The sequence below is a fragment of the Stenotrophomonas sp. 28608_Sma genome, assembly GCF_056486185.1.
Genome location: NZ_CM151308.1, coordinates 2373866 through 2399970, shown reverse-complemented (window position 1 = coordinate 2399970; position 26105 = coordinate 2373866). Strand labels below are relative to the sequence as shown.

The following is a 26105-nucleotide window of genomic DNA, read 5'->3' as shown; positions in this document are numbered from 1 at the left end:
TGTGCGCCGGGGGGAAGCGGTAGATAGAGGCGCTGTTCATTGCGGGGCGCCAATTTGTGGATTGCGGCCTGTCCGCAGGCTGCTAGGCTTTGCATCGGGGGGCAGCAGCGGTTTGCGGCCTCCTGAGCCACGGTTCGGCTTACCGTCGGCGTCGTATCGGGTGGGCCAGATGGCCTGGGGCTTCTTTCCAAGGGCCTCGGCGATCAGCGCCTCCGCCTGCGGGTACGGCCGGCGGAGTGCTGTATTGAGGCTGTTAGCGTTGGTGTAGCCGTTCAGTAGTGCGAGCTGCCGCAGGGAGATTTCCTTGCGATGCAGCGCCGCTACGACATCGGCGGGATGCCAGTCCTTGGCGGGACTGGCTTTTCTCGGGGTAGTCGTTGCTGACACTTCGTATCTGTCCGTTGAGTGATGTCTACGGCGCAGATCATACGTCCAAATGGACGCGTGTCAACGTCCAATCGGACTTCGCACTTCCCTTTTTGCGCCCATACGGAAAACGTAATGATTTTTAGCTTTACAAACAGACACTTACGGGAAGTGCGAAACCATGAATGACACGTCCGCAGCCTTTCGCGCTTCACCCGATGAAAGTGCGAAGTCCGAATGGGCGCAAATTGGCGCGCGACTCGTTTCCGTTCGGGCGCAGATGACCCAGGCGGAAATGGCGCATGCGTTGGGGGTGTCAAAGACCACGTACAGCCGCTGGGAGCGGGGCGTCAGAGAGATCGGGTCGGATGGGCTGGGCGCACTTGTCCGGCGCGGCTGGAACGCCAATTGGCTCCTGACAGGCTCGGGCGATGAACGCCTGGATTCCGGCACGATTTCGCGTCAAAACAATGACTTGCGGCAGTCTCAGGTGGTGAGCCAGTCGTCTGTGAAGATCGCCGCGCAACTGCTCCAGGAGGCGCTTGATGACGCGGATGCTGCACTGGCCCCGGCCCAGTATGGCGAGGCGCTTGTTCTGCTGGCTCAGCTGCTGGAAAAGGGACTGCCGGAAGCGGACGTAAGGCCGTTTGCCCGGCAGACAGTCGGGATGATCGTTACAGGGGCAAAGGATGCAGGAACAGCGGCAACTGGTAGGTAGATTGAGGGCGATTCTGCGGGACGCGATCCCTCGGAATCATTGGGAAACAAGGCTTTCGGACCCCGTGCTGGCAATGCCAGTGCATCTGCGTCGCGCTCGCGCGCGCTATGAGATCCAGGATCTCGCCGCCCGCTACGGTTGGCAGCGGGAAGTGGAACGGGATCTGCTCCGCCTCGGCGTTCCTTCCCTCAAATATCTGAGCCAGGAGCAGCTCGACCAGGTGCTGGTCAGGCTCAAGGGCCTGGAGGATTGCCTGCAGAACATCTGCGATCCGCCCGATGGACCGCCAGCCCGTTGAAGCCCCTTTAAACACAAATCAAACGGCCGCCAGTGATGGCGGCCGTTTTGCATTTCTGGTGTCCAATCGGGTCAGATGGGGCTGGTTTCGCAAACCGAGCTCTATCTATCAGTAGATGTCACTCGGCGGGTGAAACGCTTGCCGCGCGGGGCTTTCGTCCCATTTCATCCCGTTTCATCCCGTTTTTTCCCCGTTCTCAATCTCTAAGTCCCCCAACAACGAAACGAGGCAATGGGCAGGCTGGATTCGCGCCACGGCCATACGGCAAGCTAGGCGGTATCAACAAGAACAGGGACTGTCATAGCGTGTACGCCATTTGCCGCAGCCTTGCCCGAAAAGGGCTCGACACGATTCGCCCACACGTCTTCCCCGTGAGCATACCGACCACCGAGAGGCCCGCGTGCAACATCTGCGGTTTCCGCCTGCGAGCATCCCGCGAGGCCATCGCCGAAAGGGAAACCCGCAGCTGTATTGGCTGCGGATCCACTCTGCGCTTCCGTGCCCTCATGGCAGCCCTGCAGTCGGAGATGGACCAAGCGCGGGAGATCCGCGTGCTTGAGCGGATCCCCAGGCGCGGACAGATCAAGGGAATCGGCATGACCGACGCCCATATCTACACTAATGCCCTGCGGCGCAAGTTCGATTACATCAATACCTACTTCCACAAGCGCCCCATGCTGGACATCCGTCACCCAGCCGCACACTACCTGGGAAAATATGACTTTGTTGTCAGCTCAGATGTGCTGGAACACGTGGATGGGCCCTGCGAGCGCACGCTCGGAAACCTGCGTGCATTGCTGAAGCCGGGCGGGCTGCTTGTGCTCACCGTTCCCTATGGATTTCACGAGGTCACGATTGAGCACTTCCCTGAGCTCAACGACTACCGGATCGAGGGCAAAGGTGCGGATCGGGTTCTTGTCAACATCACCAGCGATGGCAGGGAGCAACGATTCTCTGACCTGTCCTTCCATGGTGGTGACGGCTCAACTTTGGAACTGAGGATCTATTCGTATCCTCACCTGGTGCGATTGCTGGGGGAAGCCGGCTTTGTTGACGTCAAGCTGCACGATAGCCAATACCCGGAATGGGGCATCATCCACGACAGCCTGCTGGGCTTGCCCATCACGGCACGCGCTGCATAGGCCGTCAGCCCCCTCCGGTATCCTGCCTCGCGCAACCGACACCCCCTTGCAAATGACGAAGCCGGCATCACGCCGGCTTCGCCCCCCCCCCCCGCTTCTGTAGAGTCGAGCCATGCTCGACTCCCGCAGCCTCACGGCCCCGCGGGAACCGGACCGTACACGTTCTCCTGCGGCGTGCCCGGCAGCAGCGAGAAGATCATGATCACGATCCCACCGCCCGGCACCAAGGCCAGCAGGAACAGCCAACCCGACTGGTTGCAGTCATGCAGGCGGCGCACGGTCACGGCAATCAGCGGCACGATCGTGGCCAGCCACATCACGCCCAGCAGCACTATCATGCCGAACAGGATGCCGGCCAGTGCATCGGGACTGTTGCGCTGGAGGATCGCCAGCACACCGGCGAGCAGCATCACCGCGGTTGCGACCAGGAACAGGAACAGCTGGTACATCCAGTACTCGCGGCGGTTGGCGCGGCCCTCGAACTGGGCGTAGCGCTTCAACGGCAGAATCATTTCCTGCACGGCATCGATCCTTGAAAAAGTAGCCGCGCAGTGTGCCAAATGCAGGCGCACAGGACAATGTGACGACGAACCATGCTCGACTGCCATTGCCCCCTGTAGAGCCGAGCCATGCTCGGCTGCTGTTCCAGAAGGCACCCGTAACCCGCGCAAGAGCGAAGTCGAGCATGGCTCGACTCTGCAAGAGCTGGGTCAGCGGCCCTTTGCCGCCCTTGCCGCCTCGCGCTCGGCGCGCAGCCGATCCAGCTTTTCCTTCAGCTTGATTTCCAGGCCACGCGGCACCGGGTTGTAATACACCCGTTCGCCCATCGCATCCGGGAAGCCGGTCTGGTCCAGTGCGATGCCGCCTTCGGCGTCGTGGTCATATTGGTACTCGGCACCGTAGCCCAGCTCCTTCATCAGCTTGGTCGGCGCATTACGCAGGTGCAGCGGTACTTCTTCGGTACCGCTCTCGCGCACATCGGCCTTGGCCTGGTTGAAGGCCGCATAGCCTGCATTCGACTTGGCGGTACTGGCCAGGTACAGCACCAGCTGAGCAAAGGCGAGCTCGCCTTCCGGGCTACCCAGCCGCTCGTAGATGTCCCAGGCCTCCAGCGCCATGCTCTGCGCGCGCGGATCGGCCAGACCGATGTCCTCGATGGCCATGCGGGTCAGCCGGCGGGCCAGGTAGGACGGATCGCAGCCGCCATCGAGCATCCGGGTCAGCCAGTACAGCGCGGCATCCGGGTTGGAACTGCGAACCGACTTGTGCAGCGCTGAGATCTGGTCGTAGAACTGCTCGCCACCCTTGTCGAAGCGACGGGTGCGGTCGGCCAGTACCTGGGTCAGGGTCTGCGGGGTGATGCGGCCACCCTCCCCGCCCGCCAGCTCGGCAGCGATTTCCAACAGGGTCAGCGCACGGCGCACGTCGCCGTCGGCGGCGGTAGCGATTTCCAGCAGCAGCTCGGGGGCGACCTCGATGCCCTCCTCGCCCAGGCCGCGTTCGCGGTCACCCAGCGCACGCTCCAGCGCCTCGACGATATCGGTGGGCGAGACGCCTTCCAGCACGTGCACGCGGCAGCGCGACAGCAGTGCCGAGTTCAGTTCGAAAGACGGATTCTCGGTGGTGGCACCGACGAACAGGATGGTGCCGCGCTCGATGTGCGGCAGGAACGCATCCTGCTGTGCCTTGTTGAAGCGATGCACCTCATCCACGAACAGCACGGTGCGGCGGCCTTCGGCGAACCGTTGCGCCGCCTCGGCCAGCACTTGGCGCACTTCCGGCAGGCCGGACAGCACCGCGGAGATCGCACGGAACTCGGCGTCGGAATACTCGGCCAGCAGCAGCGCCAGCGTGGTCTTGCCGCAGCCCGGCGGCCCCCACAGGATCATCGAATGCACGCGCCCGGATTCGACTGCGCGACGCAGCGCACTGTCCGGCGCCAGCAGGCGCTTCTGCCCGACCATTTCGTCGAGGGTGCGTGGGCGCATGCGCTCGGCCAGCGGGCGCAGATGTTCCCGATCGACGCTCAGCAGATCGGGGCCGGGGAAGGAAGTTGAACGATGTCTTGCCACACGCTCATTGTACCGCGCCGGGTGATCACGATTCCGGTAGTGCCGGCCGCTGGCCGGCAGCCCCGCGATGTGTCGGAAATGAACCGAAGCCGGCGCAGCGAATCCATCAGTAAGTCGCTGATTCACATGGAGCATGCTTGCGCGGGGCCCGTGTGTCCTCATCAGTAACCGAGAATTTGGAACTCAACCATTCAGAAACCATTCGTGCGCGATCCCGAATCCAATGTCCTTGAGTTCGTTGCCGGCTGCGCGGTCGATGCGGACATCTACTATCTGGCTGCGGCCCTTGGGCCTGGGCATGAATACTACGACCCGGATCCCGGCCCACCCACCCGTATGTTCGTCTTTGGCCGCACCCCCAAAGAGGAGTGGTTCCACCATGACCTGCAGGACTTTCAGGTCATGTCCACACAGCTTGTCCCAGAGGAACAAGGCGGTCGCCCCCGTCGTGTGCTTGCCCTGGATTTCTATGGGCAGCTGGAAGATTACTCCCGTGCTGGGGCAACGATCGAGTACGTCCCAGCTGAAGGCGCCGACTTTCCCGGAGGTCTTACCCGTTTGCGACTGCTGGGCGACGTCCTTTTCTGCGCGGGCACAAGAGGACAGATCCATCATCGGGGCGACGGCGGATGGCGGCAGCTTCCAACCCAATTCGCGACTGCCTTCTGCGAGGAGGACGAAGACGAGTCGGATCTGGATGACTTCGTCAGTTGGCTCGAAGATTTCGGCCACCTGCTCGAACTGGGCGATGCTCCCGCACTTCCTCGAGATCCGATGGAACGCGACGCAGAGCTTCGCCGGAGATTCGCCGATTGGCGAGCCCACATGACCCATGTCCGGGAGGATGAAGGATTCAACCAGCTACTCGCTGAGTTCCGCGTGGGCAGCGTGAACGACCTCTGCGGAACGGGCTTTGCTGACCTCTACGCAATCGGCTCCCAAGGCCTGATTGCGCACTGGGATGGCTCGAGCTGGACCGTGCCCGAACAAGTCACTACTGCGGAGCTGCTTCATGCTTGCAGGACCGACCAGGGCCGCCTCGTCCTTGTAGGAATGCACGGCACCATCGTTACGGGCGACATCTCCGCTGGATTCGAGTGCCTCCAACACGAGGTCGGCGAAGGCATCAACTTCAACTCTGCGTGCCAGTACAAGCAACAGGTTTACATCGGCTCGGAGAATGGCGGCCTCTACGTCTACGGTCTAGAAACCGGCGTAGTTGAACCGTTGCTGGAAGGCATCCCCGAAGAACTGAGAGATGCAACGATTGTTGATATCAGTTCCGTCGGTAGCGTGCTTTGGGTGCTGACGCCCTGGGACCTGATTCGATTTGATGGCACCGCGTGGCAGGTGATCGTTCACCCGGACAACGGATGAGCTAGCCGAAAGCGTGTCAACCAAGGTTGACACCCACCAGCACCAGGCAATGATCGGGTAGTGCCGGCCGCTGGCCGGCAGATCAAGCAAAAGCGTGTCAACCAAGGTTGACACCCACCGGAGCAGAAGGTTGACACCCACCAGGGCGGTGCCGGTTGACACCCACCAGGGCAGGTAGCGCCGGGCCATGCCCGGCGACCGCAATCAATTACCGATGACGTCGGTGCCCTTCGGCGGGGTGAAGCTGAAGGTGCCGGCAGCAAAGCCCGGGTTGCGCTTCCAGCCACTGAAGCTGATCACGGTGCGCTGGCCGACGGCGTCGGTGATTTCCATCTTGGCCAGGCCCTGGGCATTGAAGCCCAGCGCGGCGTACTGGAAGCTGGCTTCGGTCTCGCGCTTCGGCGACAGCGACAGCCACTGCAGGCCGTCGCGCTGCGCGGCCTCTTCGCTGACGTCGTACTGCTGTTCCAGCAGCGCCGGGTTGATCAGCGCGGTGAGCGGGCTGTTCTGCTCTTCCTTGCCCTGCTCGCGCACGGTGGCCTGCTCCAGGTCCGGCTCGTACATCCAGACCTTCCTGCCGTCGGCCACGATCAGCTGCTCGTGCGGACGCACGTATTCCCAGCGGAACAGGCGCGGCGCCGACAGGGCCACGCGGCCGCTGGTCGATTCCTTCACCTTGCCGCGGCTGTCGAACACCTGCTGGCTGAACTGGCCATCCAGGCCCTTCAGGCCACTGGTGAAGGTCTTCAGGTCATCGCGGGCGCCAGCCCAGGCGCTGCCGGCGGCGGCGCAGGCCACAGCCAGGGTGGTGGTGGCAAGGAAACGGCGGAAGCGGAAGTTCATGCGGGAATCCTGTGGGCGCGGGCGCCAGGAAAGGTGGTTGCCAGTGTGCCCGGACAAAGATGAATGGGCGATCAGGGCGACATTATGCCGCCCCGAACGTCCATCGGCGATTCAGCCGCCGGAACCCGGCAGCTTGCCGTACAGCACCTGCCCGCGGAAGCCGCGCCGCACTTCGCGGTACAGCGCGCGGAACGCCGGATAGTCCTGTGGCTGGCACAGCGCCTCCGGGCCGCGCACCGCATTCTGCTGCAAACGGTGATGGACGATCACGTCCTGGCCCTCGCGACTCCAGTCCACCCGGTACTCACCGGCGGCGTTGGTGAAACGCTGGCTGGCCGGGATGGCGATGATCGGCGCATTGGCCGGGAACTGCAGGCGATAGGTTTCCTCGCGCAGGCTGGCGTTGCAGTAGAACGGCGTCTCGTTGGCCGGCGCCGAGGCGGTGGCGTACAACCCGCGCACCGATTCACCACCCGGCGGGTCCGGCACGGCCATGCCGCCGGCCACGCTGAAGTCGGCGTAGTCCTCGGCCTGGAAGGCCATGCGGTAGCCGAACGGCCGGGTCAGGTCGACCGGTACGCCCTGGATCTGCAGCTGCCCTCGCCCATCGAAACCTGAGGCGGCCATGATCTGCTCCTCAGCGCGCGCACGGTTCTGCGCGTTGAGCTGTGAGAACTGCGCGCGCATGCCGATCTCGGCGTTCTCGCCCAGCTTCGGAATCGTTTCGCCGCGCAGGTTGCCGTTGGCATCAAACGTAAAACGCACTTCCATCGACGTCGCATTGCGCTCCGGCGTGTTGGCCGGGGTGCGCGCCAGCGTGGCGTCACGGGTACGCATCACCGGTGCACCCAGGTCACCCTCTGGCAGCTGACCGAAGCGCGCCCACGCGGTGGTCGAATCCAGGTACAGATCAAACTCGGGAATGTAGGTGATGGCGTGGTTGAAGCGCCCCAGCACCGGAATCTTCGGCAGCGTCGGGCCACCGCCGGCACCGATCAGCACCGGCGAGCTGGCGATGCCCTTGGCTGCCAGCAGCGCCTCCAGGATCGTCACATGGTCCTTGCAGTCACCGTAGTGGTTGTCGAGGATGCTCTGCGCACTGTTCGGCTCCAGGCCGCCATTGCCCAGGTACACCGCCACGTAGCGGATGTTCTGCGCGACCCAGCGGTACAGCGCATCGGCCTGTTCGCGTCGGTCGCTGATGCCAGCGGTGATCTCATCGGCCAGCGCCTGCAGTTCCGGGGTGACCTGCGCCGCCGGCCCCGCCTTGAGCTGGTAGGCGCGGCCCATCTGCGACCAGTCACGATAGGTGCTGGCCATGATGTTCGGGCCGAACTCCCACCCTGCCGCCGACCAGTTCTGTGCCGGCATGGCCTCGCGACGCTGGTAGCGCCAGCGCCACTGTGCCTGTCCGTTCTTCACCGTCGGGCGATCACTACCCTGCACGCCGCGGCTGTCGACGAACATCGGCAGGTTGGCCGGCGCACTCAGGGTGACCTCGGCGTCCTCGTACTCGGTGAAGACATTGAAGGTTTCCCACAGGCCGAAGTAGCCGGGGAAGTACGGCGTGGCCTGGGTGCGGCGCACCTGGTAGAACAGGCGCGTGCCCGGGGCCAGGTTCGGGAACACGATCACCCGCACCTTGCGGTCGGCATACATCGCCGCCGAGGCGCTGGAATAGCTTTCCTGGGTGTAGATGCGGTCGGCCGGCACGTCGCGGCGCTGGCCGTCGGCGGTGATGGTGTAGGCGCCGAGTACTTCCAGCGTCTCCATCTTCTCGCTGTAGCTCAGCCGCACCTGGCTGAACTGCTCGACCGAGGCCTTGGTCTTGAGCAGGACTTCGTAGGTTTCGGTCTGCACATTGCCCGCATCCGGCCGCACCTGGTAGTCGGCGCGGTAACGGACAATGCTGAAATTATTGCTGGCTTCGGTATCGCCGCTGGTGGAAGGCGGCGCCGTGGCGGGCGCGGAGGTGGCGGTGTCTGCCAGTGCCGGGCCGGCAGCCAGGAAGGCTGCCAGCGCCAGTGCCAGCGCGCTTGGTACGGGGTGAAGCATGCGTCGGTTCCTTGGACGTCGTGGGGGATACGTCGGGTCTTACTTCGGCGGCGGCGGTGCCAGCACCGTGCGGTCGCCATTGTGCTCGGGCGGACTGACCACGCCGGCCGCTTCCATGGCCTCGATCAATCGCGCTGCACGGTTGTAGCCGATCTTCAGCCGGCGCTGCACGCCGGAAATCGAGGCACGGCGGGTCTCGGTGACCACCCGCAGCGCTTCGTCATACAACGGGTCGGACTCATCGCCGGCAGCGCTGTTCTCGGGCAGGCCGGTGGCGCCGACGACCACGCCGTCGCCCATCGTCTGCACTTCGTCCAGCACGCCGTCGACGTAGTCGGCAGGTCCCATCGCCTTGAGGTGCTCGACCACGCGATGCACTTCATCGTCGGACACGAACGCACCATGCACGCGCTCGGGTAGCGCGGTGCCCGGCGGCAGGTACAGCATGTCGCCGTGGCCCAGCAGTGTTTCCGCGCCGGACTGGTCGAGGATGGTGCGCGAGTCGATCTTGGAGCTGACCTGGAAGGCGATTCGGGTCGGGATGTTGGCCTTGATCAGGCCGGTGATCACGTCCACCGACGGGCGCTGCGTGGCCAGGATCAGGTGGATGCCGGCCGCACGCGCCTTCTGTGCCAGGCGCGCGATCAGCTCTTCCACCTTCTTGCCGACGATCATCATCATGTCGGCGAATTCGTCGATGAAGATGACGATGAACGGCAGCGTCTCCAGCGGACGCGGTGCCTCGCCGAGCTCCGGGTTCGGCTTGAACAGCGGATCCATCAGCGGCTGTCCTGCGTCCTGGGCTTCCTTCACCTTCTTGTTGAAGCCAGCCAGGTTGCGCACGCCCACTGCGCTCATCAACTTGTAGCGGCGCTCCATCTCGGCCACGCACCAGCGCAGGCCGTTGGCGGCCTCCTTCATGTCGGTGACCACAGGTGCCAGCAGGTGCGGGATGCCCTGGTAGACGCTCAGTTCGAGCATCTTCGGGTCGATCATCAGCATCCGCAGGTCTTTCGGCGAGGCCTTGAACAACAGGCTCAGCACCATCGCGTTGACCGCCACCGACTTGCCCGAACCGGTGGTACCGGCCACCAATAGATGCGGCATGCGTGCCAGGTCGGCCACGGTCGGGCGACCGGCGATGTCCTTGCCCAGCGCCAGGGTCAGCACACTGGCCGACTTGTCATATTCCTTCGAGCGCAGCAGCTCGGACAGGAAGATCATCTCGCGGGTGACGTTGGGGATTTCCAGGCCGATCACCGACTTGCCCGGAATGACGTCGACCACGCGCACCGACTTCACCGACAAGCCGCGCGCGATGTCCTTGTCCAGCGAACTGATCTGGCTGACCTTGATACCCGGTGCCGGCTCGATCTCGAAGCGGGTGATGACCGGGCCGGGATTGGCGCCGACCACCTGCGCATCGATGCGGAAGTCCTTCAGCTTGAACTCGATCTGCCGCGACAGGGTCTCCAGCGTCTCTTCGTCGTAGCCCTTCGGCTGCGGCTTGGGATCATCCAGCAGCGCCAGCGGCGGCAGGTCCGAGCCATCACCGTTGACGCCGCGGAACATCGGAATCTGGGTATCGCGCTTGGCCCGATCGCTCTTCTCGATCACCGGCTCCGGACGCGGCTCGATCTTCACCGGCTCGCGCTTGGCGCGCACCTCGGCGTCGGCCTTGCGCACTTCCTGGCGCTCCTCGCGCATCACCCGGGTCTGCTTCCACTCGGTGACTTCTTCCTTCTTGCGTTCCAGCAACGGCGCCAGCGACATCACGCCGCGGCCGATCTTCTCCATCACCGTGAACCAGGACAGCCCGGTCGCGAGCGTGATCGAGGCCAGCAGCAGCACCAGCACGAACAGGTTGGCGCCCAGCGCGCCGAAGCCCACCGTGAGCGAATTGCCCACCAGCTTGCCGAGGATGCCGCCGGCGCTGGAGACGTCGCCACTGAACAGGCGCACGTGCAGGAAGCCGGTGCCGGCGATAAGAAAACCGACCAGGCCGACCAGGCGCAGCGCAGGATCCAGGTCGTTCTCGCCCTTGCTCTCGCGCTTGAGCCCGAACATGGCGATCCACGCCAGCGCGCCGAGCACCACCGGCAGCAGGAAGGCGATGTAGCCGAACAGCTGCAGCAGCACGTCGGCGATCCAGGCCCCGGCGCGACCGCCGAGGTTGTGCACCGGCGCGACCACGCTGCCGGTGTGCGACCAGCCCGGGTCGGTCGCTGAATAGGTGAACAGACTGGCCGCCAGATACAGCAGCGCCGGCGCGATGGCGATCAGGCCAAGGTCGCGCCAGAGGCGTTGGCGGCGTGGATTGTCGGTCGTCGCCGCCGCGGCCGTGCGACGTGACGCCTTGCTGTCGTCGGACTTGGAGCGTTCGGGGACCTGCTTCGCCACCTTAGACCATACCTTTGGAATGCGCTGTTAGTGATTGATAATAAATGAGACGGCGTCAGTTTTCAGTTATGCGACATCTGACAGGGCAATCGGAGGGCCGGAACTACTGCTGGATGACGGCGTTCTGTTCATCGGCTTGAATCGCCCTGCCCCAGCCGCCACTCTATGACCAGCCACGGATGCTGCGCAAACATCGCCAGCGCCTTGTCCCATCTACTTTTTCGCGAGTCTACATGAGCACCAGCCTGCCCTCCCGCCACCAGCGCCTCGTCATCCTCGGTTCCGGCCCGGCCGGTTGGACCGCCGCCGTCTACGCCGCCCGCGCCAACCTGAAGCCGGTCGTCATCACCGGCCTGCAGCAGGGCGGCCAGCTGATGACCACCACCGAGGTGGACAACTGGCCGGGCGACGCCCACGGCCTGATGGGCCCGGACCTGATGGCGCGCATGCAGGCCCACGCCGAGCGCTTCGAGACCGAGGTCATCTTCGACCACATCCACACCGCCGACGTGTCGCAGCGCCCGTTCAAGCTGATCGGCGACAGCCACGAGTACACCTGCGATGCCCTGATCATCGCCACCGGCGCCACCGCCAAGTACCTGGGCATCCCGACCGAGGACGAGTTCAAGGGCCGGGGCGTGTCTGCCTGCGCCACCTGTGACGGCTTCTTCTACCGCGACCAGGACGTGGTCGTGGTCGGCGGCGGCAACACCGCCGTGGAAGAAGCGCTGTACCTGTCCAACATCGCCCGCAAGGTCTACCTGGTCCACCGCCGCGACACCCTGAAGGCGGAAAAGATCATGCAGGACAAGCTGTTCAGGAAGGTCGCCGAAGGCAAGATCGAGACCGTCTGGCACCATCAGGTTGAAGAAGTGCTGGGCAATGATGCCGGCGTGACCGGCGTGCGCGTGAAGTCCACGCTGGACGGCAGCACCCGCGACATCGACGCCCACGGCTTCTTCGTGGCCATCGGCCACCACCCGAACACCACCCTGTTCGACGGCCAGCTGGCGATGAACAACGGCTACCTGGAAATCCGCTCGGGCCTGGGCGGCAACGCCACCCAGACCTCGGTGGAAGGCGTGTTCGCCGCCGGCGACGTGGCCGACCAGCACTACCGCCAGGCGATCACCTCGGCCGGTTTCGGCTGCATGGCCGCACTGGACGCCGAGCGCTACCTGGACGCGCAGGGCAAGGCCAGCTGAGAGGCTGACCCGCTCCTGTAGGGTCGAGCCATGCTCGACTCCGGATAAAAGGCCGACGCCAGTGCGTCGGCCTTTCTGTTTCATCTGCCCTATCCTTCCCCCATGCCCTCCTCCCGTTTCCTCGACTCCCTGCAGTCCGTTTCCGCCACCGACTGGGATGCCCTGCACGACGGCCGCAACCCCTTCGTCAGTCATGCCTTCCTTTCCGGGCTTGAACAGCACGGCTGCCTGCGCGAGGACTGGGGCTGGCAGCCCCGGCACTTCACGCTGTGGGAGGGCAACACGCTGGTCGGCGCCATTCCGGGTTACCTGAAGACCAACTCCCACGGCGAATTCGTGTTCGACCATGCCTGGGCCAACGCGTATGCCCGTCATGGCCGCGACTACTATCCGAAGTGGCTGGGCGCGGTGCCGTACTCGCCGGTCACCGGCCCGCGGTTGCTGGCCCGTCACGATTCAGAGCGCGCCGCATTGCTGTCGGCATTGCGCGACGCACTGCCGCCACTGGGGGTGTCGTCGGCCCACATCAACTTCCATACCGCCGGCGACGAGGCGCTGTTCGGCGATGACTGGCTGCTGCGCGAAGACGTGCAGTTCCAGTGGCAGAACCCGGGCGACTGGGCCACGTTCGAGCAGTTCCTCGGCGCGATGGACCACAAGCACCGCAAGAACATCCGCCAGGAACGCGCCAAGGTCATTCGCCAGGGCATCACCTTCCGCGTGGTGCACGGCGACGAGGCCAGCCGCGCCGACCTGCAGGCGATGTACCGCTTCTACCTGCAGACGTTCCTCGAGTACGGCAATGCCCCGGCGCTGACCGAGGCCTTCCTGCGCCATCTGGCCATTTCTTTGGGCCGCGGGCTGGTGCTGTTCCTGGCCGAACAGGACGGCGAGCCGATTGCCGGCGCGCTGTGCCTGCGGGGTGGCGACACGCTGTACGGCCGTTACTGGGGCGGCGCCACCCTGCCCGGCCTGCACTTCGAGGCCTGCTACTACCAAGGCATCGAGTATTGCCTGCGCGAAGGGCTGACCCGCTTCGAGCCGGGCGCACAGGGCGAGCACAAGCTGGCACGCGGTTTCCTGCCGACGCTGGTGCACAGCCGGCACTGGGTGGCCGATCCGGACTTCGCGGAAGCGCTGCAGGAGTGGTGCCGGCAGGAGCGGCGCAATGTGCGGCGTTACCAGCAGGAGCTGCAGGGGCATGGGCCGTTCCGCGTAGAACCGTAGAGGCGCGCTTGCTCGATTGGCGCGGTGCCGAAAAGCGTGCCAACCAAGGTTGGCACCTACCAAGGCAATAGCGAGGGCGCTGTGCTCAGGTGCACTGCCAGAAATGCCCGCTCACCCGGCACCTCGCGCACCAGAACGTATAGAGCATGCCGCCGCTGCCCCACAGCAGCGTGCCCTCACCCGTGGTCGGCAATGTCGAATCCAGCTGCATCACGAACGGCATCTCTTCGCCGCAATCGATGCACGCCGGGTACCAGGCACTCTGCACCCAGCTCGGCGCGCCGCCCACGCGCGACAGGTTCTGCCGATGGTTGGACTGGCCCCAGTCCTGTTGCTGCCAGCGCGCGCTTTCGAGTGCCACCAGGCCCACCTCGGCCCGCATCAAATCGCCACTATCGGTGGGCATATTCGGCACCTCGCGGTACTGGCTGGGATGGCAGGTGGGCAGACCGTCGGCATCATGGCGATAGAAACGCACGGGCGGGTCTTCCCAGCCGCAGCAGTCCAGACACAGGCCGAGCGTGATCTCGCCCGGCGCGCCCGGCTGCAGCGCGGCAGCATCGGTCCGCAGCAGGCGCTGCAGCGGCGCATGGCAGTTGCCACACAGCGCTTCCAGCGGCCCTCCCATCTGCCCAGCATGGTGTACCTGCCCACCATTCCAGGTCGGGTGCAGGCGCCAGGTGCGCTTGCGCCAGCTCGGCTCGTCCGCCTGCTGCGCGCGATGCTGTTCGCGGCCGAAGCGGAAGTGCAATGGCCGCTCGCCATGCAGGCGACGCGGCTGCGGACCTTCGGCGACGCCGGCCCAGTGCGCCCAGACCTCGGCATCCAAGCGCCCCCAGTCGACCAGGTAGCCGCGAGCAATGGCGTAGGTTTCGGGCTGGACGGCGAGCAGCAGCGCCCTGGCCCGCGCCATTTCGCGATCGTCATTGGCTTCGGCCAGGATCTGCGCCCAATGCGCTGCCGTCGCGCTGGGCAGGCCGTGCCAGACCTGCGCGGCCAACTGCACCTCATCCTCACTGGCGACCGCCAGCAATGCCTCCCAATCGCCCTGCAGCACCTGCGGCGCCTGATAGCTGGCGAACTCCATCACGCTCGTCAACACGTCACCGCGCTCGCCCGCGCGATAGCGGCGCCACGCGTCGGCCGCGACCGCGGGCACCGCGTCATCCGGCAGCAGGTCCAGTGCCATGTCGAGGAAGGCCGAGCCCGGCGAAGGCCGCGCCAGCGCCTGCAGCATCAACTCTCCCAGTTGACGCGGCTGTTCAGTGGCCATCGACAGCAGCATGCCTTGGCTGTCGTTGCGCGTGCGCGGGGCGTCATGCAGGTCGAGAATGGCGCTGATCGAGTCACTCATTCGGAGGCTCCTTGCCGGTGAACAGTGATGGTGCCAGACATCACGAATCACCACGACGAATACAATGGCCCCATGACCCGCCAGCTGCCCTGGCGCCTGGCCGATGCGCCGGACGCCCCCTTCCCTCCGGCCGAGACCGCACTGCGCCAGCCCGATGGCCTGCTGGCGGTGGGCGGCGACCTGCATCCGGTGCGTCTGCTCAATGCCTACGCCGGCGGTATCTTTCCGTGGTTCAGCGAGGGCGAGCCAATCCTGTGGTGGTCGCCGGACCCGCGCATGGTGTTCCGCACCGACGGCGTGCACCTGTCCAGCCGCTTCCGCCGCCAGCTGCGCAGCAGCACGTGGGAGGTCACCGCCGACACCGCCTTCAGTCGTGTGATGCGCGCCTGCGCCGCGGCACCTCGGCCCGGCCAGGACGGTACGTGGATCAGCCCGGCGATGGTCGAGGCTTACAGCCAACTGCACGACCTTGGCTTCGCCCATTCCTTCGAAGTCTGGGATCGGCAGACCCTGGTCGGCGGCATCTACGGCGTCGCGATCGGCGCCATGTTCTTCGGCGAGAGCATGTTCAGTGGCGCCAGTGGCGGCTCCAAGATCGCCCTGGCCGCATTGGCAGCCACCCTGTGTGGCTGGGGCTGGGAACTGATCGATGCCCAGGTGGAGAATCCGCACCTGCTGCGGATGGGCGCCGAGCACCTGCCGCGCGCGGACTTTCTGGAGCACGTCCGCCAGGCCGTACACCGTGACGGCCGTGCAGGCCCCTGGACCCAGGCGGTAGGACGCTTGCCAGCACAGCGTTTGGCCGGGGGTTAACACAAACTTTGCAAGCCGGGCCCATCACGCGTAAAATACCGCGCCTTAGGCCCAGCGTGGCCGTTTTCTGAACCGCACAGGACTACATGTCGAAAGACGATTCCATCGAGTTCGAGGGTACCGTCAGCGAGACGCTGCCGAACACCACTTTCCGCGTTCGTCTGGAAAATGGGCACGAAATCATCGCCCACATCTCCGGCCGCATGCGCAAGAACTACATCCGCATCCTCACCGGTGACCGGGTCAAGGTTGAAATGACCCCGTACGACCTGACCAAGGGTCGTATCACCTACCGCATGAAGTAATCGGTCGGCGCATTGCGCCACTCCGACAGGGCCGGCCTCGCTGCTGGCCCTTTGTCGTGCGCGGAAGAAAGCGACCGGCACCGGGACCGCTCGATTTTCGTCCCTGTCCGAAATACCGCATCGCGCCGCGACTCTAGACTCAACGCGTTCTTCAAGAAGGCGTTGCGCGCATGACCTACCTGATCGTCCTGGACCCCCAGTCCGTCACCAGCCGCTGCTACGCCAGCAAGGGCCCGGACGGCACCTGGTTCGGCCAGCCCTGCCTGGTCTGCACCAGCATGGACGCCTCGCACCCGCTGTACCTGGCCGTGCAGCGCGAGGTTCCGCATATGGGCAGCACCCTCAAACAGCGCCTGCACATTCCGCACGAGGCGGTTGCCTTTGTCATCGAAGACGGCGGCGACCAGGGGCGCCAGCAGGGATTCCGTTCGATCGCGGCCTGAGGCGCCAAAGGTCATCGTGACCGATCTCACCGTGGCGTCGGTCAGCCCTGCTTGCGGCAGATTCGCATTTGCAGCGGCGGCGGCATCTTGGGATCCGATCCAGTCCGGATCGCTGCCCCCTGCCCCGCCATGAACCTGTCTTCCCTGCTCATCCCCCTGGCTTTGTCTGCCGTCACCCTGCTGGCGTCGTCCGCCCATGCCGCCGACACCGCGCCGGCACAGTGCGTATCACTGACCGGCGAACAGCAGATCGTTCGCGCCGGCGCCGACAAGAACATCCTGCTTCGCTCCGGCGAAGACCACTATGTTGTGCATTTCCGCAACAGCTGCCCTTCTGCCGTACTGGCCACCCGCCTCGGCTTCAAGACCGACGGCAAAGAAGCTGACGAGCTGTGCAGCGAGGGCCGAAGCGCACTGGACACAGGTCGCGGCAGCTGCGAGGTTGCACGCATCGAGCCGATCGATGCCGAGCGATTCAAGCGTGAGGCGCGCCGCCGCAGCCGCTGACCCCAGACAGGACAAGGGCGGCCGAAGCCGCCCTTGTCGCAATATACGTCAACGCGTCGCGGCAACCAACGACAACACTCTCGGTTGCGCGCGCTGCCGTGCCAACCAGAGATCGTAGCTGGATTGCAGCCCCATCCAGAAAACCGCAGTACTCACCCCCGCCATCTCAAGGCGGATGGCCAGGTCAGGACTGATGCCCGCCTTGCCGTTCAGAACCCGCGAAAGGGCTACCCGCGACATTGCCAGGCGCTCGGCCGCTTCGGTCACAGACAGATCCATTGGATCAAAGACCATTGCCTTGATCGCCTGCCCGGGATGCGGATGGTGATGAATCATGCGCGGCCTCAGTGATAGTCCAGGTAATCCAGCAGCTCCACGTCGCTGCCAGCGAAACGGAAGGTAATCCGCCAGTTTCCATCGACCCATACAGACCAATGCCCTTTCAGGCCGCCCCGGAGCTTATGCAGACGCAATCCAGGCATGGCCAGATCCTCAGGACCCGAAGCAACATCCAGGATCGACAGGATCAACAACACCTTGCTGGCGTGACTGTGGCGGATTCCACTGCTACTGCCGGAACGGTAGAGCCGCTCGAGGCCCCTGTGGCGAAAACCGATGATCATCACTGTATCCTGTATCGTTTCGCGATACAAACAGGGCAACACTCTATCGCGACCAGAAGACAGCATTGGCACCTCCGTTCCGTTCAAGCAAGGCCGCGGACGACAGTCCCACTGGAAACAACAAGGGCGGCCGAAGCCGCCCTTGTCATTTCCAGGCTTTCACGCCAAGCCTATGGCATCAGCTCACTCCACCGTGACCGGCAGCAGCCGCTCCGGCTCGGCCTGGGTCTCGACCACCAGCTCGTCGTCGCGAACATCGATGCTGACCTTGCCACCGTTGACCAGCTTGCCGAACAGCAGCTCGTCGGCCAGCGGACGCTTGATCCTGTCCTGGATCACGCGGGCCATCGGGCGGGCACCCATCAGCGGGTCGAAACCATGGTGGGCCAGCCAGTCGCGCGCGGTCGGGGTGGCCGACAGGCTGACGTGCTTGTCCTGCAGCAGCATCTCCAGCTCGATCAGGAACTTGTCGACCACGCGCAGGATGTGCTCGAAGCCCAGCGCCTGGAACTGCACCACCGCGTCGAGGCGGTTGCGGAATTCCGGGGTGAAGCTGCGGCGGATGGTCTCCATCGCGTCGGTGGCATGGTCCTGCTTGGTGAAGCCGATCGAACGCCGCGAGGCCTGCGCCGCACCGGCATTGGTGGTCATCACCAGCACGACGTTCTTGAAGTTGGCCTCGCGACCGTTGGTATCGGTCAGCACACCGCGGTCCATCACCTGCAACAGGATGTTGAAGATGTCCGGGTGCGCCTTCTCGATCTCATCCAGCAGCAGCACGCAGTGCGGCGTCTTGACGATCTTCTCGGTCAACAGGCCACCCTGGTCGAAGCCGACGTAGCCCGGAGGCGCACCGATCAGGCGGCTGATCGAATGCGGCTCCATGTACTCGGACATGTCGAAGCGGACCAGCTCGATGCCCAGCTGCAGCGCCAGCTGCTTGGTCACCTCGGTCTTGCCGACACCCGTGGGACCGGCGAACAGGAAGTTGCCGATCGGCTTTTCCGGGTTGCCCAGGCCGGAGCGTGCCAGCTTGATCGCCGAGGACAGCGTCTCGATGGCCGGGTCCTGGCCGAAGATCACCATCTTCAGGTTGCGCTCCAGGTGCTGCAGCACATCCTTGTCGGTGGCGCTGACCTGCTTGGTCGGGATACGCGCCATCTTGGCGACGATCGCCTCCACTTCCTCGACGTCAATCAGTTCCTTGCGCTGGCCTTCCGGCAGCAGGCGCTGGCGGGCGCCCGCCTCGTCGATCACGTCGATGGCCTTGTCCGGCAGCAGGCGGTCGCCGATGTGCTTCACCGACAGGTCCACCGCAGCCTGCAGCGCCTCGTCGGAATAGGTCACACCGTGGTGCAGCTCGTACTTGGACTTCAGGCCCTGCAGGATCTCGTAGGTCTCGCCGACGGTCGGCTCGACGATGTCGATCTTCTGGAAGCGGCGGGCCAGCGCCCGATCCTTCTCGAAGATGCCACGGTACTCCTGGAAGGTGGTCGAGCCGATGCAGCGCAGCTCACCGGACGCCAGGGCCGGCTTGATCAGGTTGGACGCATCCATCGTGCCGCCCGACGCCGAACCGGCACCGATGATGGTGTGGATCTCGTCGATGAACAGCACCGCATTGGGCACCTTCTTCAGCGCGGTCAGCACGCTCTTCAGGCGCTTCTCGAAGTCGCCGCGGTACTTGGTGCCGGCCACCAGCGCGCCCAGGTCGAGCGAATAGATCACCGCATCGGCCAGAACGTCGGGCACCGAGCCCTCGACGATGCGGCGGGCCAGGCCCTCGGCAATCGCGGTCTTGCCCACGCCCGCCTCACCCACGTACAGCGGGTTGTTCTTGCGGCGGCGGCACAGGACCTGGATGGTGCGCTCGATCTCGTCGGCACGGCCGACCAGCGGGTCGATGCGACCGGCCCGGGCCTGTTCGTTGAGGTTGCTGGCGAACTCGGTCAGGGCATCACCCTTCGGCTCACCTTCCCCGCCCTCCATTCGGCTCTCGCCCTCGGAGGAAGAGGACGGCGGCTCGCCCTCCTCGCCCAGCTTGGCGATGCCGTGGGACAGGTAATTGACCACATCCAGCCGGGTGACATCCTGCTGGTTGAGGTAGTAGACGGCGTGCGAGTCCTTCTCGCCGAAGATGGCGACCAGCACATTGGCGCCGGTGACCTCCTTCTTGCCCGAGGACTGCACGTGGTAAACGGCCCGCTGCAGCACGCGCTGGAAGCCCAGGGTCGGCTGGGTATCGCGGCCGTCATCTTCGGCCAGGCGGGACACGGAGGCCTCGATGGCCTGCTCCAGCTCCTGGCGCAGGCGTTCGGCGTCGGCGCCACAGGCCTTCAGTACGGCCTGGGCGGACGGGTTGTCGAGCAGTGCCAACAGCAGGTGTTCGACCGTCATGAACTCATGCCGGGCCTCACGGGCGCGCTTGTAGCACTGGCCGATGGTGTGTTCGAGGTCTTTGCTGAACATGGATTACTCCGGCGGCAGATGGGGACAATATGCGGCCTGACTACGCGATTTCCATCACCCTAGCGGATTGCTGCGTTCAGATGGCGTTATCAGTGCGAATCGATTGATCTTCATTCACTCCAGGACAGCCCACCCAGCATGAGCGAACCCTACCTGAGTCGCTGGCGATTGCGGCGTGATGGCGCAGCCATCGAAACGCCCCATGCCCAGCTCTGGCCGGTGCTGACCGCCGCCGGCGAGCCGGCCATGCTGAAGATCAGCAGCGAAACCGAAGAGCAGAACAGCCATCGCCTGCTGCGTTGGTGGGACGGTGACGGCGCCGCCCGCCTGCTGGCCCACGAGGGGCCGGCGATCCTGATCGAACGTGCCGGCGGCGACTCACTGCGGCAACGTTCGATCAAGGGCGACGATGACACCTGCACCACGGTCCTGTGCCAGGTCCTGCAACGGCTGCACCGGCCACGGAGCGCACCGCCAGCGGAACTGGTCTGCCTGCAAACATGGTTCGCCGACCTGCTGCAGCCAAGGGCCGCGCTGCCGCCACTGCTGGAACAGTGCAGATCGCTGGCGGAGGGGCTGCTGCAGCAGGAACAGGAGATCCGGCCGCTGCACGGCGACCTGCACCACGACAACGTGCTGGATTTCGGCGCGCGCGGCTGGTTGGCGATCGACCCGAAGCGGCTGCTGGGCGACCGCGCGTTCGATTACACGACGATGTTCAGCAATCCGGACCTGTGCGGCCCCGGCATCCATGTGGCCACCCGACCCGAGCGGTTTGCCACCCGGCTGGAACAGGTCGGCGCGCTGGCGGGCCTGGAACGCACGCGCCTGCTGCGCTGGATCGCAGCCAGCACAGGGCTGTCAGCGGTGTGGTTCCGCGATGATGGCGACCCCGCCGAAGTCGACGAGGCGGTGGCGCGGATGGCGCTGGAGGCGTTGGCGGAGGGCTGATCCCGCGCTCTGGTAGATGCCCCCCTTGGTGGGCACGCCCCATCCACTATCGATACAGGCCCCTGCCTTGGTAGGTGCCCACCTTGGTGGGCACACCGGGTCCGGAGTCGATGTGCCCGGACGAAAACCGGCAGCCGGTCAGGCCTTTTCCATCGTGCACAGCAGCGGGTGCTGGTTCATCCGCGAGTACTCGTTGACCTGGGCGACCTTGGTCTCGGCCACTTCGCGGGTGAACACCCCGCACACGCCGCGGCCACGGGTATGGACGTGCAGCATCACCTGCGTGGCCTTGTCCAGGTCCATGCTGAAGAACTGCTGCAGCACGTCCACCACGAAATCCATCGGGGTGTAGTCGTCGTTGAGCAGCATCACCTGGTAGAACGGCGGCGGCGCCACTTCCGGGCGCGCGGGCTCCACGGCAACGCCGTGCTCGTGATGGGAATCGGGGGAAGACTCATGGGGCATCTGACCATTATAGAGGCACGGGCCAGCCTGCGTCGGCCTGCCGCAGATTGGACGGCACGCACGCCCACCGTCACAATTGCACCCTCTCTCAACACTGTTTCACAGGATCTTCATGAAAAGGACCCTTCTTCCCGCCCTGCTGATCGCCCTGGCCGCCGCCGGCTCCGCCGCCGCCGAGACCCAGGCCGACAAGGCCGTGGCCCGCCACCTGGACAAGCTGGGCTATACCTACGAGGTCGACGAGGACGGCGACTACCGCATGGTGTTCGACGTCGAGGGTGATCGCACCCAGATGGTCTACGTGCGCTCGTCGGTGGAAGATTTCGGCACCCACAACATCCGCGAGATCTGGTCGCCGGCCTACAACGCCAAGACCAAGCAGTTCCCGGTGGCCGTAGCCAACCGCCTGCTGGAAGATTCGCAGGACGCCAAGATGGGCGGCTGGGTGAAGCAGGACACCACCGCCATGTTCGTGGTCAAGATCGACGCCGATGCCACGGCCGACCAGCTCAGCGACGCCATCGATGCGGCCATCCGCACCGCCGACGCCATGGAGCTGGAACTGACCAAGAAGGACGAGTTCTGAGTTGAACACCACGCCGGACCCGCGCTGGGCACCGCACGCCACTGTCGCCACCGTGGTGGTCGACGGTGGCCGCGTGCTGCTGGTCGAGGAGACCATCGACGGCCGCCAGGTGCTGAACCAGCCGGCCGGCCACCTCGAGCCGGGCGAAAGCCTGGCCGAGGCAGCCCTGCGCGAGACCCGCGAGGAAACCGGCTGGACGGTGCAGCTGACCCACTTCATCGGCTGCTACCAGTGGACGGCCGCCGACGGCACCACCTTCCTGCGCTTCTGCTATGCGGCGCATCCGGTCTCGCACGACCCGGCGCAGCCGCTGGACACCGGCATCGATCGCGCGCTGTGGCTGACCCCGGCCGAGCTGCAGGCCGCCACGGAGCGCCTGCGCAGCCCGCTGATCTGGCAGGTGGTGGCTGATTTCCTGGGTGGCCAGCGCCATCCGCTTTCGCTGGTCCGGGAGGTCGCATGAGCACTCCGCGCGTGATGGTGGGCGTCTCCGGTGGCGTCGACTCCTCGGTCGCCGCCTGGCGGCTGGTGCAGCAGGGCGAGGCCGTAGCCGGTCTGTTCATGCAGAACTGGGCCGACGACGGCAGCGGCGACTGCCGCGCCGAGGACGACCGCCGCGATGCAGTGGCCGTCTGCGGCCTGCTCGGTATCCCGTTCCACTTCCGTGATTTCTCCAGCGAGTACTGGCAGGGTGTGTTCGAGCACTTCCTGGCCGAGTACGCGGCCGGCCGCACCCCGAACCCGGACGTGCTGTGCAACCGCGAAGTGAAGTTCAAGCACTTCCTGGATGCCGCCCGCGAGCTGGGCGCCGAACGCATTGCCACCGGCCACTACGCGCGCGTGGCCCAGCGCGGCCACCAGTGGCTGCTGCTGCGTGGTGCCGACCGCTCCAAGGACCAGAGCTACTTCCTGCACCAGCTGGGCCAGGCGCAGCTGGCGGCCACCCTGTTCCCGATCGGCGACCTGGAAAAGACCGACCTGCGCCGGATCGCGCGTGACGTCAGCCTGCCGACCCACGCCAAGAAGGACTCCACCGGCATCTGCTTCATCGGCGAGCGTGACTTCCGCGAGTTCCTCGGCCGCTACCTGCCGGCCAAGCCCGGCCAGATCCTCGACCCGGCCGACGGCAGCGTCATCGCCGAACATCCGGGCGTGTTCTATTTCACCCTGGGCCAGCGCGAGGGCCTGAACATCGGCGGCGTGCGCGGCCGCCCGGCCGCACCGTGGTACGTGGTCGGCAAGGATGTGGCCAGCAACGTGCTGTATGTGGACCAGGACCGCGACAGCAAGTGGATGCTGTCCGACCGCCTGCGCTCGGAAACCGCGCACTGGATCGCCGGCGCGCCGCCGGCGCGGCGCTTCGAGTGCACCGCCCAGACCCGCTACCGCCAGCCCGACGAGCCGTGTACGGTCGAGGTGCTGGACGATGGCAGCGTGCTGGTCACCTTCGCGCGCCCGCAGCGCGCCGTTACCCCAGGTCAATCACTGGTGCTGTATGACGGTGATGTGTGCCTGGGTGGCGCGGTGATCGCCGCCACCGATGCGCCGCTGGAGCAGCGCCTGCGCACCACCCCTTCCCCTTTTGAGGTAATTGCTGCATGAGTTTCACTGTCGACGACCGCGTCCTGGCCCTGGCCGGCATTGCCCAGGCCCTGCAGCAGGTACGCCGCATCGCCGATACCGGCCATTCCGACGCCGCCGCCGTGCGCACCGCCGTGGACAGCGTGTTCCGCGTCGATGCGTCTTCGCCGCAGGAGGTGTTCGGTGACCGCCATGCATTGAAGGCTGGGCTGCGCCTGCTGCACAACTACTTCCGCAGCCAGGGCCAGGACCCGATCCTGCCCAAGCTGGCCCTGTCGGTGCTGCAGCTGGAGCGCCGCTTCGTGCAGGACGGCGCCACCGTGAACAAGGTCGCCTCGGGCATCGAACTCGCCCAGCGCCAGGCCGTCGAGCTGGGCGACAGTGGGCACCCGGACGTGCTGGCCAACCTGGGTGGCCTGTACGCCGACACCATCAGCCACCTGAAGCCGCGGGTGATGGTGCAGGGCAACCCGCATTACCTGGGCCAGGCCGGTGTGGTTGCGGAGATCCGCGCCCTGCTGCTGGCCGCGGTGCGTTCGGCGGTGCTGTGGCGGCAGCTGGGCGGCAGCTACTGGGACTTCCTGTTCAGCCGCAAGGCGATGATCGAGGCCGTGGACCGCCAGCTGGCCTGAGCCCCATGGGGTCGGATCCTTTTCCGGCAAGGAAAGGGCTCTGACCCCGAAGCCGCCGAGGCGTCGGAAAACCGGCGCATTCAGAATGCACTTCGAGGCATTTCGACGTTAAAGAGAAAGGGGGTACGGCCGATACATCCTCCGTGCACCTCCCGAGAACGTCCATGTACTCACGCATTTTCATCCGTCTGGCCGCCCCCCTGGCTCTGACCCTGCTGCTCCCCTTCGCCATCGGTTTCGAATGGCCGGCCGCCCTGCGCTGGGCGATCCTGACCACGATGACGCTGAGCTGGCTCGGCTTTGCGTGGTGGACCACCCGCGCCCAGGCGCACCGTTCCCCGGAACACGCCCGTGTCCTGCGTGAGCAGGACCAGCTGCTGACCGAACTGCGCAACTTCGTCGGCAACGAGATCGACGGCTCGCGCGGCGAAGTGGAACGCGCCCGTGACCTGATCCGCCAGGCGGTGTCCAGCCTGGGCGGCAGCTTCGACGCCATGAACCGCAAGTCGCGCCAGCAGAGCCAGGCCCTGTCGCGCATCGTCGATCGTGCCGGTGATGAAGGCAATGCCGGCCTCGACGTTGCCCGTTTCGCCCAGCACGCCAGCCACCGCATGGAACAGCTGGTAGAAGCACTGGAGCAGGTGAGCGGCCAGAGCAGCACCACCGTGCAGCACATCGACCAGATGGCGCAGCACCTGGATGGCATCTTCGCGCTGCTGGAAGACGTCAAGTCGATCGCCGACCAGACCAATCTGCTGGCGCTGAACGCCGCCATCGAAGCCGCGCGTGCCGGTGAAGCCGGTCGTGGCTTCGCGGTGGTCGCCGACGAAGTGCGCAACCTGTCCGAGCGCTCGACCACCTTCAACGAGCAGATCCGCAAGCTGGCGCACAGCTCCAAGGACGCCATCGCCAAGGTACGCGAGACGGTCTCGCACATGGCCTCGCGTGACATGGACCGCTCCCGCGAAGCGCGCCAGGAGGCGGCGGCGATGCTCGACAACGTCGCGCAGATCAATGCGTCGCTGGGCGACGGCATGCGCGAAGTCTCCGAGTGCGCCCGTTCGATCGATGGCAGCGTGGCCGAGGCCGTGCGCGCCCTGCAGTTCGAAGACATCGCCACTCAGGCGCTGGGCGGCGTGCACACCCACCTGGACCGCCTGACCGCGATCAACCGCGAGGCGGTGGCCCTGCAGGAACTGCTGCACCGCAATGGCGGGGTGTTCGACGAAGAGATCGCCACCGCCCTGCAGCGCACCGGCAGCCGCCTGCGCGAACTGCGCAGCGAATGGGAACGCCCGCCGCACAAGCCGGTTGCCCAGCAGAGCATGGGCGCTGGTACCGTCGAGCTGTTCTGATCCTGATGTCCGCTGCCGCCGCCGGCAGCCCGCAAGGCCCCGGTTCGTCCGGGGCCTTTGCCTGTAACCCGCCGTTGGATGCATCCTGTACACGCACCATGACCCTGATCCGCGCCCTGCCCTCCCTCGCCGACACCGAGCGCCCGCGCAACGCGAGCGTGCGTGAGCAGCTGCAGCAGCTGGAAGAGGTGGCCCGCGAGGAGATCCGCGAACTGCAGCAGCTGGCCGATGCGCGCCCTGCCCTGTCCCGCACGGACGACGCGCTGCTGGGTCTGGCGTGGGACCTGGGGTTGGATGGGGAAGCCTTGAGGTAGATCC

28 protein-coding genes are annotated in these 26105 nt (G+C 65.4%); 17 read left to right on the top strand and 11 right to left on the bottom strand.

What is annotated here, in order from left to right; translation table 11 throughout:
* Positions 1-36: 36 nt before the first annotated feature.
* On the bottom strand, positions 37-387 hold the full coding sequence (locus ACZLHH_RS11240) for a helix-turn-helix domain-containing protein (protein ID WP_180837778.1): 351 nt from the start codon (positions 385-387) through the stop codon (positions 37-39).
* Positions 388-547: 160 nt separating this feature from the next.
* Here ACZLHH_RS11240 and ACZLHH_RS11235 point away from each other — a divergent pair, with 160 nt between their 5' ends.
* From ACZLHH_RS11235 to ACZLHH_RS11225, 3 genes are all read left to right on the top strand, one after another.
* The gene (locus ACZLHH_RS11235; protein ID WP_180844208.1) at positions 548-1084 is read left to right on the top strand and encodes a helix-turn-helix domain-containing protein; all 537 of its coding nucleotides are present in this window, start codon (positions 548-550) and stop codon (positions 1082-1084) included.
* A gap of 73 nt (positions 1085-1157) precedes the next feature.
* On the top strand, positions 1158-1382 hold the full coding sequence (locus ACZLHH_RS11230) for a hypothetical protein (RefSeq protein WP_152906275.1): 225 nt from the start codon (positions 1158-1160) through the stop codon (positions 1380-1382).
* A gap of 371 nt (positions 1383-1753) precedes the next feature.
* Positions 1754-2524: a class I SAM-dependent methyltransferase gene (locus ACZLHH_RS11225; protein ID WP_180844207.1), complete on the top strand. Its 771-nt coding sequence runs from the start codon at positions 1754-1756 to the stop codon at positions 2522-2524.
* Positions 2525-2655: 131 nt separating this feature from the next.
* On the opposite strand, the gene ACZLHH_RS11220 is transcribed toward ACZLHH_RS11225, so the two are convergent.
* On the bottom strand, positions 2656-3045 hold the full coding sequence (locus tag ACZLHH_RS11220) for a DUF805 domain-containing protein (protein WP_149909321.1): 390 nt from the start codon (positions 3043-3045) through the stop codon (positions 2656-2658).
* A 189-nt stretch (positions 3046-3234) separates the two neighbouring features.
* Positions 3235-4512: a replication-associated recombination protein A gene (locus tag ACZLHH_RS11215; protein ID WP_014037159.1), complete on the bottom strand. Its 1278-nt coding sequence runs from the start codon at positions 4510-4512 to the stop codon at positions 3235-3237.
* Positions 4513-4800: 288 nt separating this feature from the next.
* On the opposite strand from ACZLHH_RS11215, the gene ACZLHH_RS11210 reads away from it, so the two are divergent.
* Positions 4801-5973 (top strand): hypothetical protein, encoded by a 1173-nt coding sequence (locus ACZLHH_RS11210; RefSeq protein ID WP_149909320.1) that lies wholly within the window; start codon positions 4801-4803, stop codon positions 5971-5973.
* Positions 5974-6177: 204 nt separating this feature from the next.
* On the opposite strand, the gene lolA is transcribed toward ACZLHH_RS11210, so the two are convergent.
* From lolA to ACZLHH_RS11195, 3 genes are all read right to left on the bottom strand, one after another.
* Positions 6178-6816: an outer membrane lipoprotein periplasmic chaperone LolA gene (gene lolA, locus ACZLHH_RS11205; RefSeq protein ID WP_024958744.1), complete on the bottom strand. Its 639-nt coding sequence runs from the start codon at positions 6814-6816 to the stop codon at positions 6178-6180.
* A gap of 111 nt (positions 6817-6927) precedes the next feature.
* The gene (locus ACZLHH_RS11200) at positions 6928-8871 is read right to left on the bottom strand and encodes a DUF3857 domain-containing protein (RefSeq protein ID WP_149909319.1); all 1944 of its coding nucleotides are present in this window, start codon (positions 8869-8871) and stop codon (positions 6928-6930) included.
* 39 nt (positions 8872-8910) lie between these two features.
* A complete protein-coding gene (locus ACZLHH_RS11195; RefSeq protein WP_149909318.1) occupies positions 8911-11271 on the bottom strand; it encodes a DNA translocase FtsK in 2361 nt (786 codons plus the stop codon).
* Between the two features lie 233 nt (positions 11272-11504).
* On the opposite strand from ACZLHH_RS11195, the gene trxB reads away from it, so the two are divergent.
* A complete protein-coding gene (gene trxB / locus ACZLHH_RS11190) occupies positions 11505-12476 on the top strand; it encodes a thioredoxin-disulfide reductase (protein WP_149909317.1) in 972 nt (323 codons plus the stop codon).
* 102 nt (positions 12477-12578) lie between these two features.
* Positions 12579-13703, top strand: coding sequence for a GNAT family N-acetyltransferase (locus tag ACZLHH_RS11185; protein WP_149909316.1), 1125 nt, complete (start codon positions 12579-12581; stop codon positions 13701-13703).
* Between the two features lie 85 nt (positions 13704-13788).
* Here the strand turns inward: ACZLHH_RS11185 and ACZLHH_RS11180 are convergent, their stop codons facing one another.
* A complete protein-coding gene (locus tag ACZLHH_RS11180) occupies positions 13789-15057 on the bottom strand; it encodes a hypothetical protein (protein WP_149909315.1) in 1269 nt (422 codons plus the stop codon).
* 72 nt (positions 15058-15129) lie between these two features.
* Between ACZLHH_RS11180 and aat the strand changes: the two genes are divergently transcribed.
* The 4 genes from aat (at position 15130) to ACZLHH_RS11160 (ending at position 17125) form a co-directional block, all read left to right on the top strand.
* Entirely contained in the window at positions 15130-15870 is a 741-nt protein-coding gene (gene aat / locus ACZLHH_RS11175; RefSeq protein WP_149909314.1) for a leucyl/phenylalanyl-tRNA--protein transferase, read from the top strand.
* 86 nt (positions 15871-15956) lie between these two features.
* On the top strand, positions 15957-16175 hold the full coding sequence (infA, locus tag ACZLHH_RS11170; protein ID WP_005409596.1) for a translation initiation factor IF-1: 219 nt from the start codon (positions 15957-15959) through the stop codon (positions 16173-16175).
* Between the two features lie 170 nt (positions 16176-16345).
* Positions 16346-16618: a hypothetical protein gene (locus ACZLHH_RS11165; RefSeq protein ID WP_019659642.1), complete on the top strand. Its 273-nt coding sequence runs from the start codon at positions 16346-16348 to the stop codon at positions 16616-16618.
* 129 nt (positions 16619-16747) lie between these two features.
* Complete coding sequence (locus tag ACZLHH_RS11160; RefSeq protein WP_032127355.1) at positions 16748-17125, top strand: hypothetical protein; 378 nt, start codon at positions 16748-16750, stop codon at positions 17123-17125.
* Between the two features lie 48 nt (positions 17126-17173).
* On the opposite strand, the gene ACZLHH_RS11155 is transcribed toward ACZLHH_RS11160, so the two are convergent.
* The 3 genes from ACZLHH_RS11155 to clpA all read right to left on the bottom strand — a co-directional run bounded on the left by ACZLHH_RS11155 (position 17174) and on the right by clpA (position 20217).
* Positions 17174-17461, bottom strand: a complete 288-nt coding sequence (locus ACZLHH_RS11155) for a HigA family addiction module antitoxin (RefSeq protein ID WP_032127356.1) — start codon at positions 17459-17461, stop codon at positions 17174-17176.
* A gap of 8 nt (positions 17462-17469) precedes the next feature.
* Entirely contained in the window at positions 17470-17748 is a 279-nt protein-coding gene (locus tag ACZLHH_RS11150) for a type II toxin-antitoxin system RelE/ParE family toxin (protein ID WP_149909313.1), read from the bottom strand.
* 183 nt (positions 17749-17931) lie between these two features.
* On the bottom strand, positions 17932-20217 hold the full coding sequence (clpA, locus tag ACZLHH_RS11145; RefSeq protein WP_071227429.1) for an ATP-dependent Clp protease ATP-binding subunit ClpA: 2286 nt from the start codon (positions 20215-20217) through the stop codon (positions 17932-17934).
* A 138-nt stretch (positions 20218-20355) separates the two neighbouring features.
* On the opposite strand from clpA, the gene ACZLHH_RS11140 reads away from it, so the two are divergent.
* Complete coding sequence (locus ACZLHH_RS11140) at positions 20356-21168, top strand: APH(6) family putative aminoglycoside O-phosphotransferase (RefSeq protein ID WP_149909312.1); 813 nt, start codon at positions 20356-20358, stop codon at positions 21166-21168.
* A 138-nt stretch (positions 21169-21306) separates the two neighbouring features.
* Here the strand turns inward: ACZLHH_RS11140 and clpS are convergent, their stop codons facing one another.
* Complete coding sequence (clpS, locus tag ACZLHH_RS11135; protein ID WP_006444529.1) at positions 21307-21633, bottom strand: ATP-dependent Clp protease adapter ClpS; 327 nt, start codon at positions 21631-21633, stop codon at positions 21307-21309.
* A gap of 112 nt (positions 21634-21745) precedes the next feature.
* Between clpS and ACZLHH_RS11130 the strand changes: the two genes are divergently transcribed.
* The 6 genes from ACZLHH_RS11130 (at position 21746) to ACZLHH_RS11105 (ending at position 26101) form a co-directional block, all read left to right on the top strand.
* Positions 21746-22219: a hypothetical protein gene (locus tag ACZLHH_RS11130; RefSeq protein ID WP_032127360.1), complete on the top strand. Its 474-nt coding sequence runs from the start codon at positions 21746-21748 to the stop codon at positions 22217-22219.
* Between the two features lies 1 nt (position 22220).
* Positions 22221-22682, top strand: a complete 462-nt coding sequence (locus ACZLHH_RS11125) for an NUDIX hydrolase (RefSeq protein WP_149909311.1) — start codon at positions 22221-22223, stop codon at positions 22680-22682.
* Positions 22679-23821, top strand: coding sequence for a tRNA 2-thiouridine(34) synthase MnmA (gene mnmA / locus ACZLHH_RS11120; protein ID WP_107431878.1), 1143 nt, complete (start codon positions 22679-22681; stop codon positions 23819-23821). The genes ACZLHH_RS11125 and mnmA overlap by 4 nt, the downstream gene beginning before the upstream one ends.
* Complete coding sequence (gene hflD / locus ACZLHH_RS11115; RefSeq protein WP_149909310.1) at positions 23818-24432, top strand: high frequency lysogenization protein HflD; 615 nt, start codon at positions 23818-23820, stop codon at positions 24430-24432. Before mnmA ends, hflD begins: the two co-directional genes overlap by 4 nt.
* A gap of 164 nt (positions 24433-24596) precedes the next feature.
* Complete coding sequence (locus ACZLHH_RS11110; protein WP_010485867.1) at positions 24597-25787, top strand: methyl-accepting chemotaxis protein; 1191 nt, start codon at positions 24597-24599, stop codon at positions 25785-25787.
* Between the two features lie 98 nt (positions 25788-25885).
* On the top strand, positions 25886-26101 hold the full coding sequence (locus tag ACZLHH_RS11105) for a hypothetical protein (protein ID WP_049399379.1): 216 nt from the start codon (positions 25886-25888) through the stop codon (positions 26099-26101).
* Positions 26102-26105: the final 4 nt, after the last annotated feature.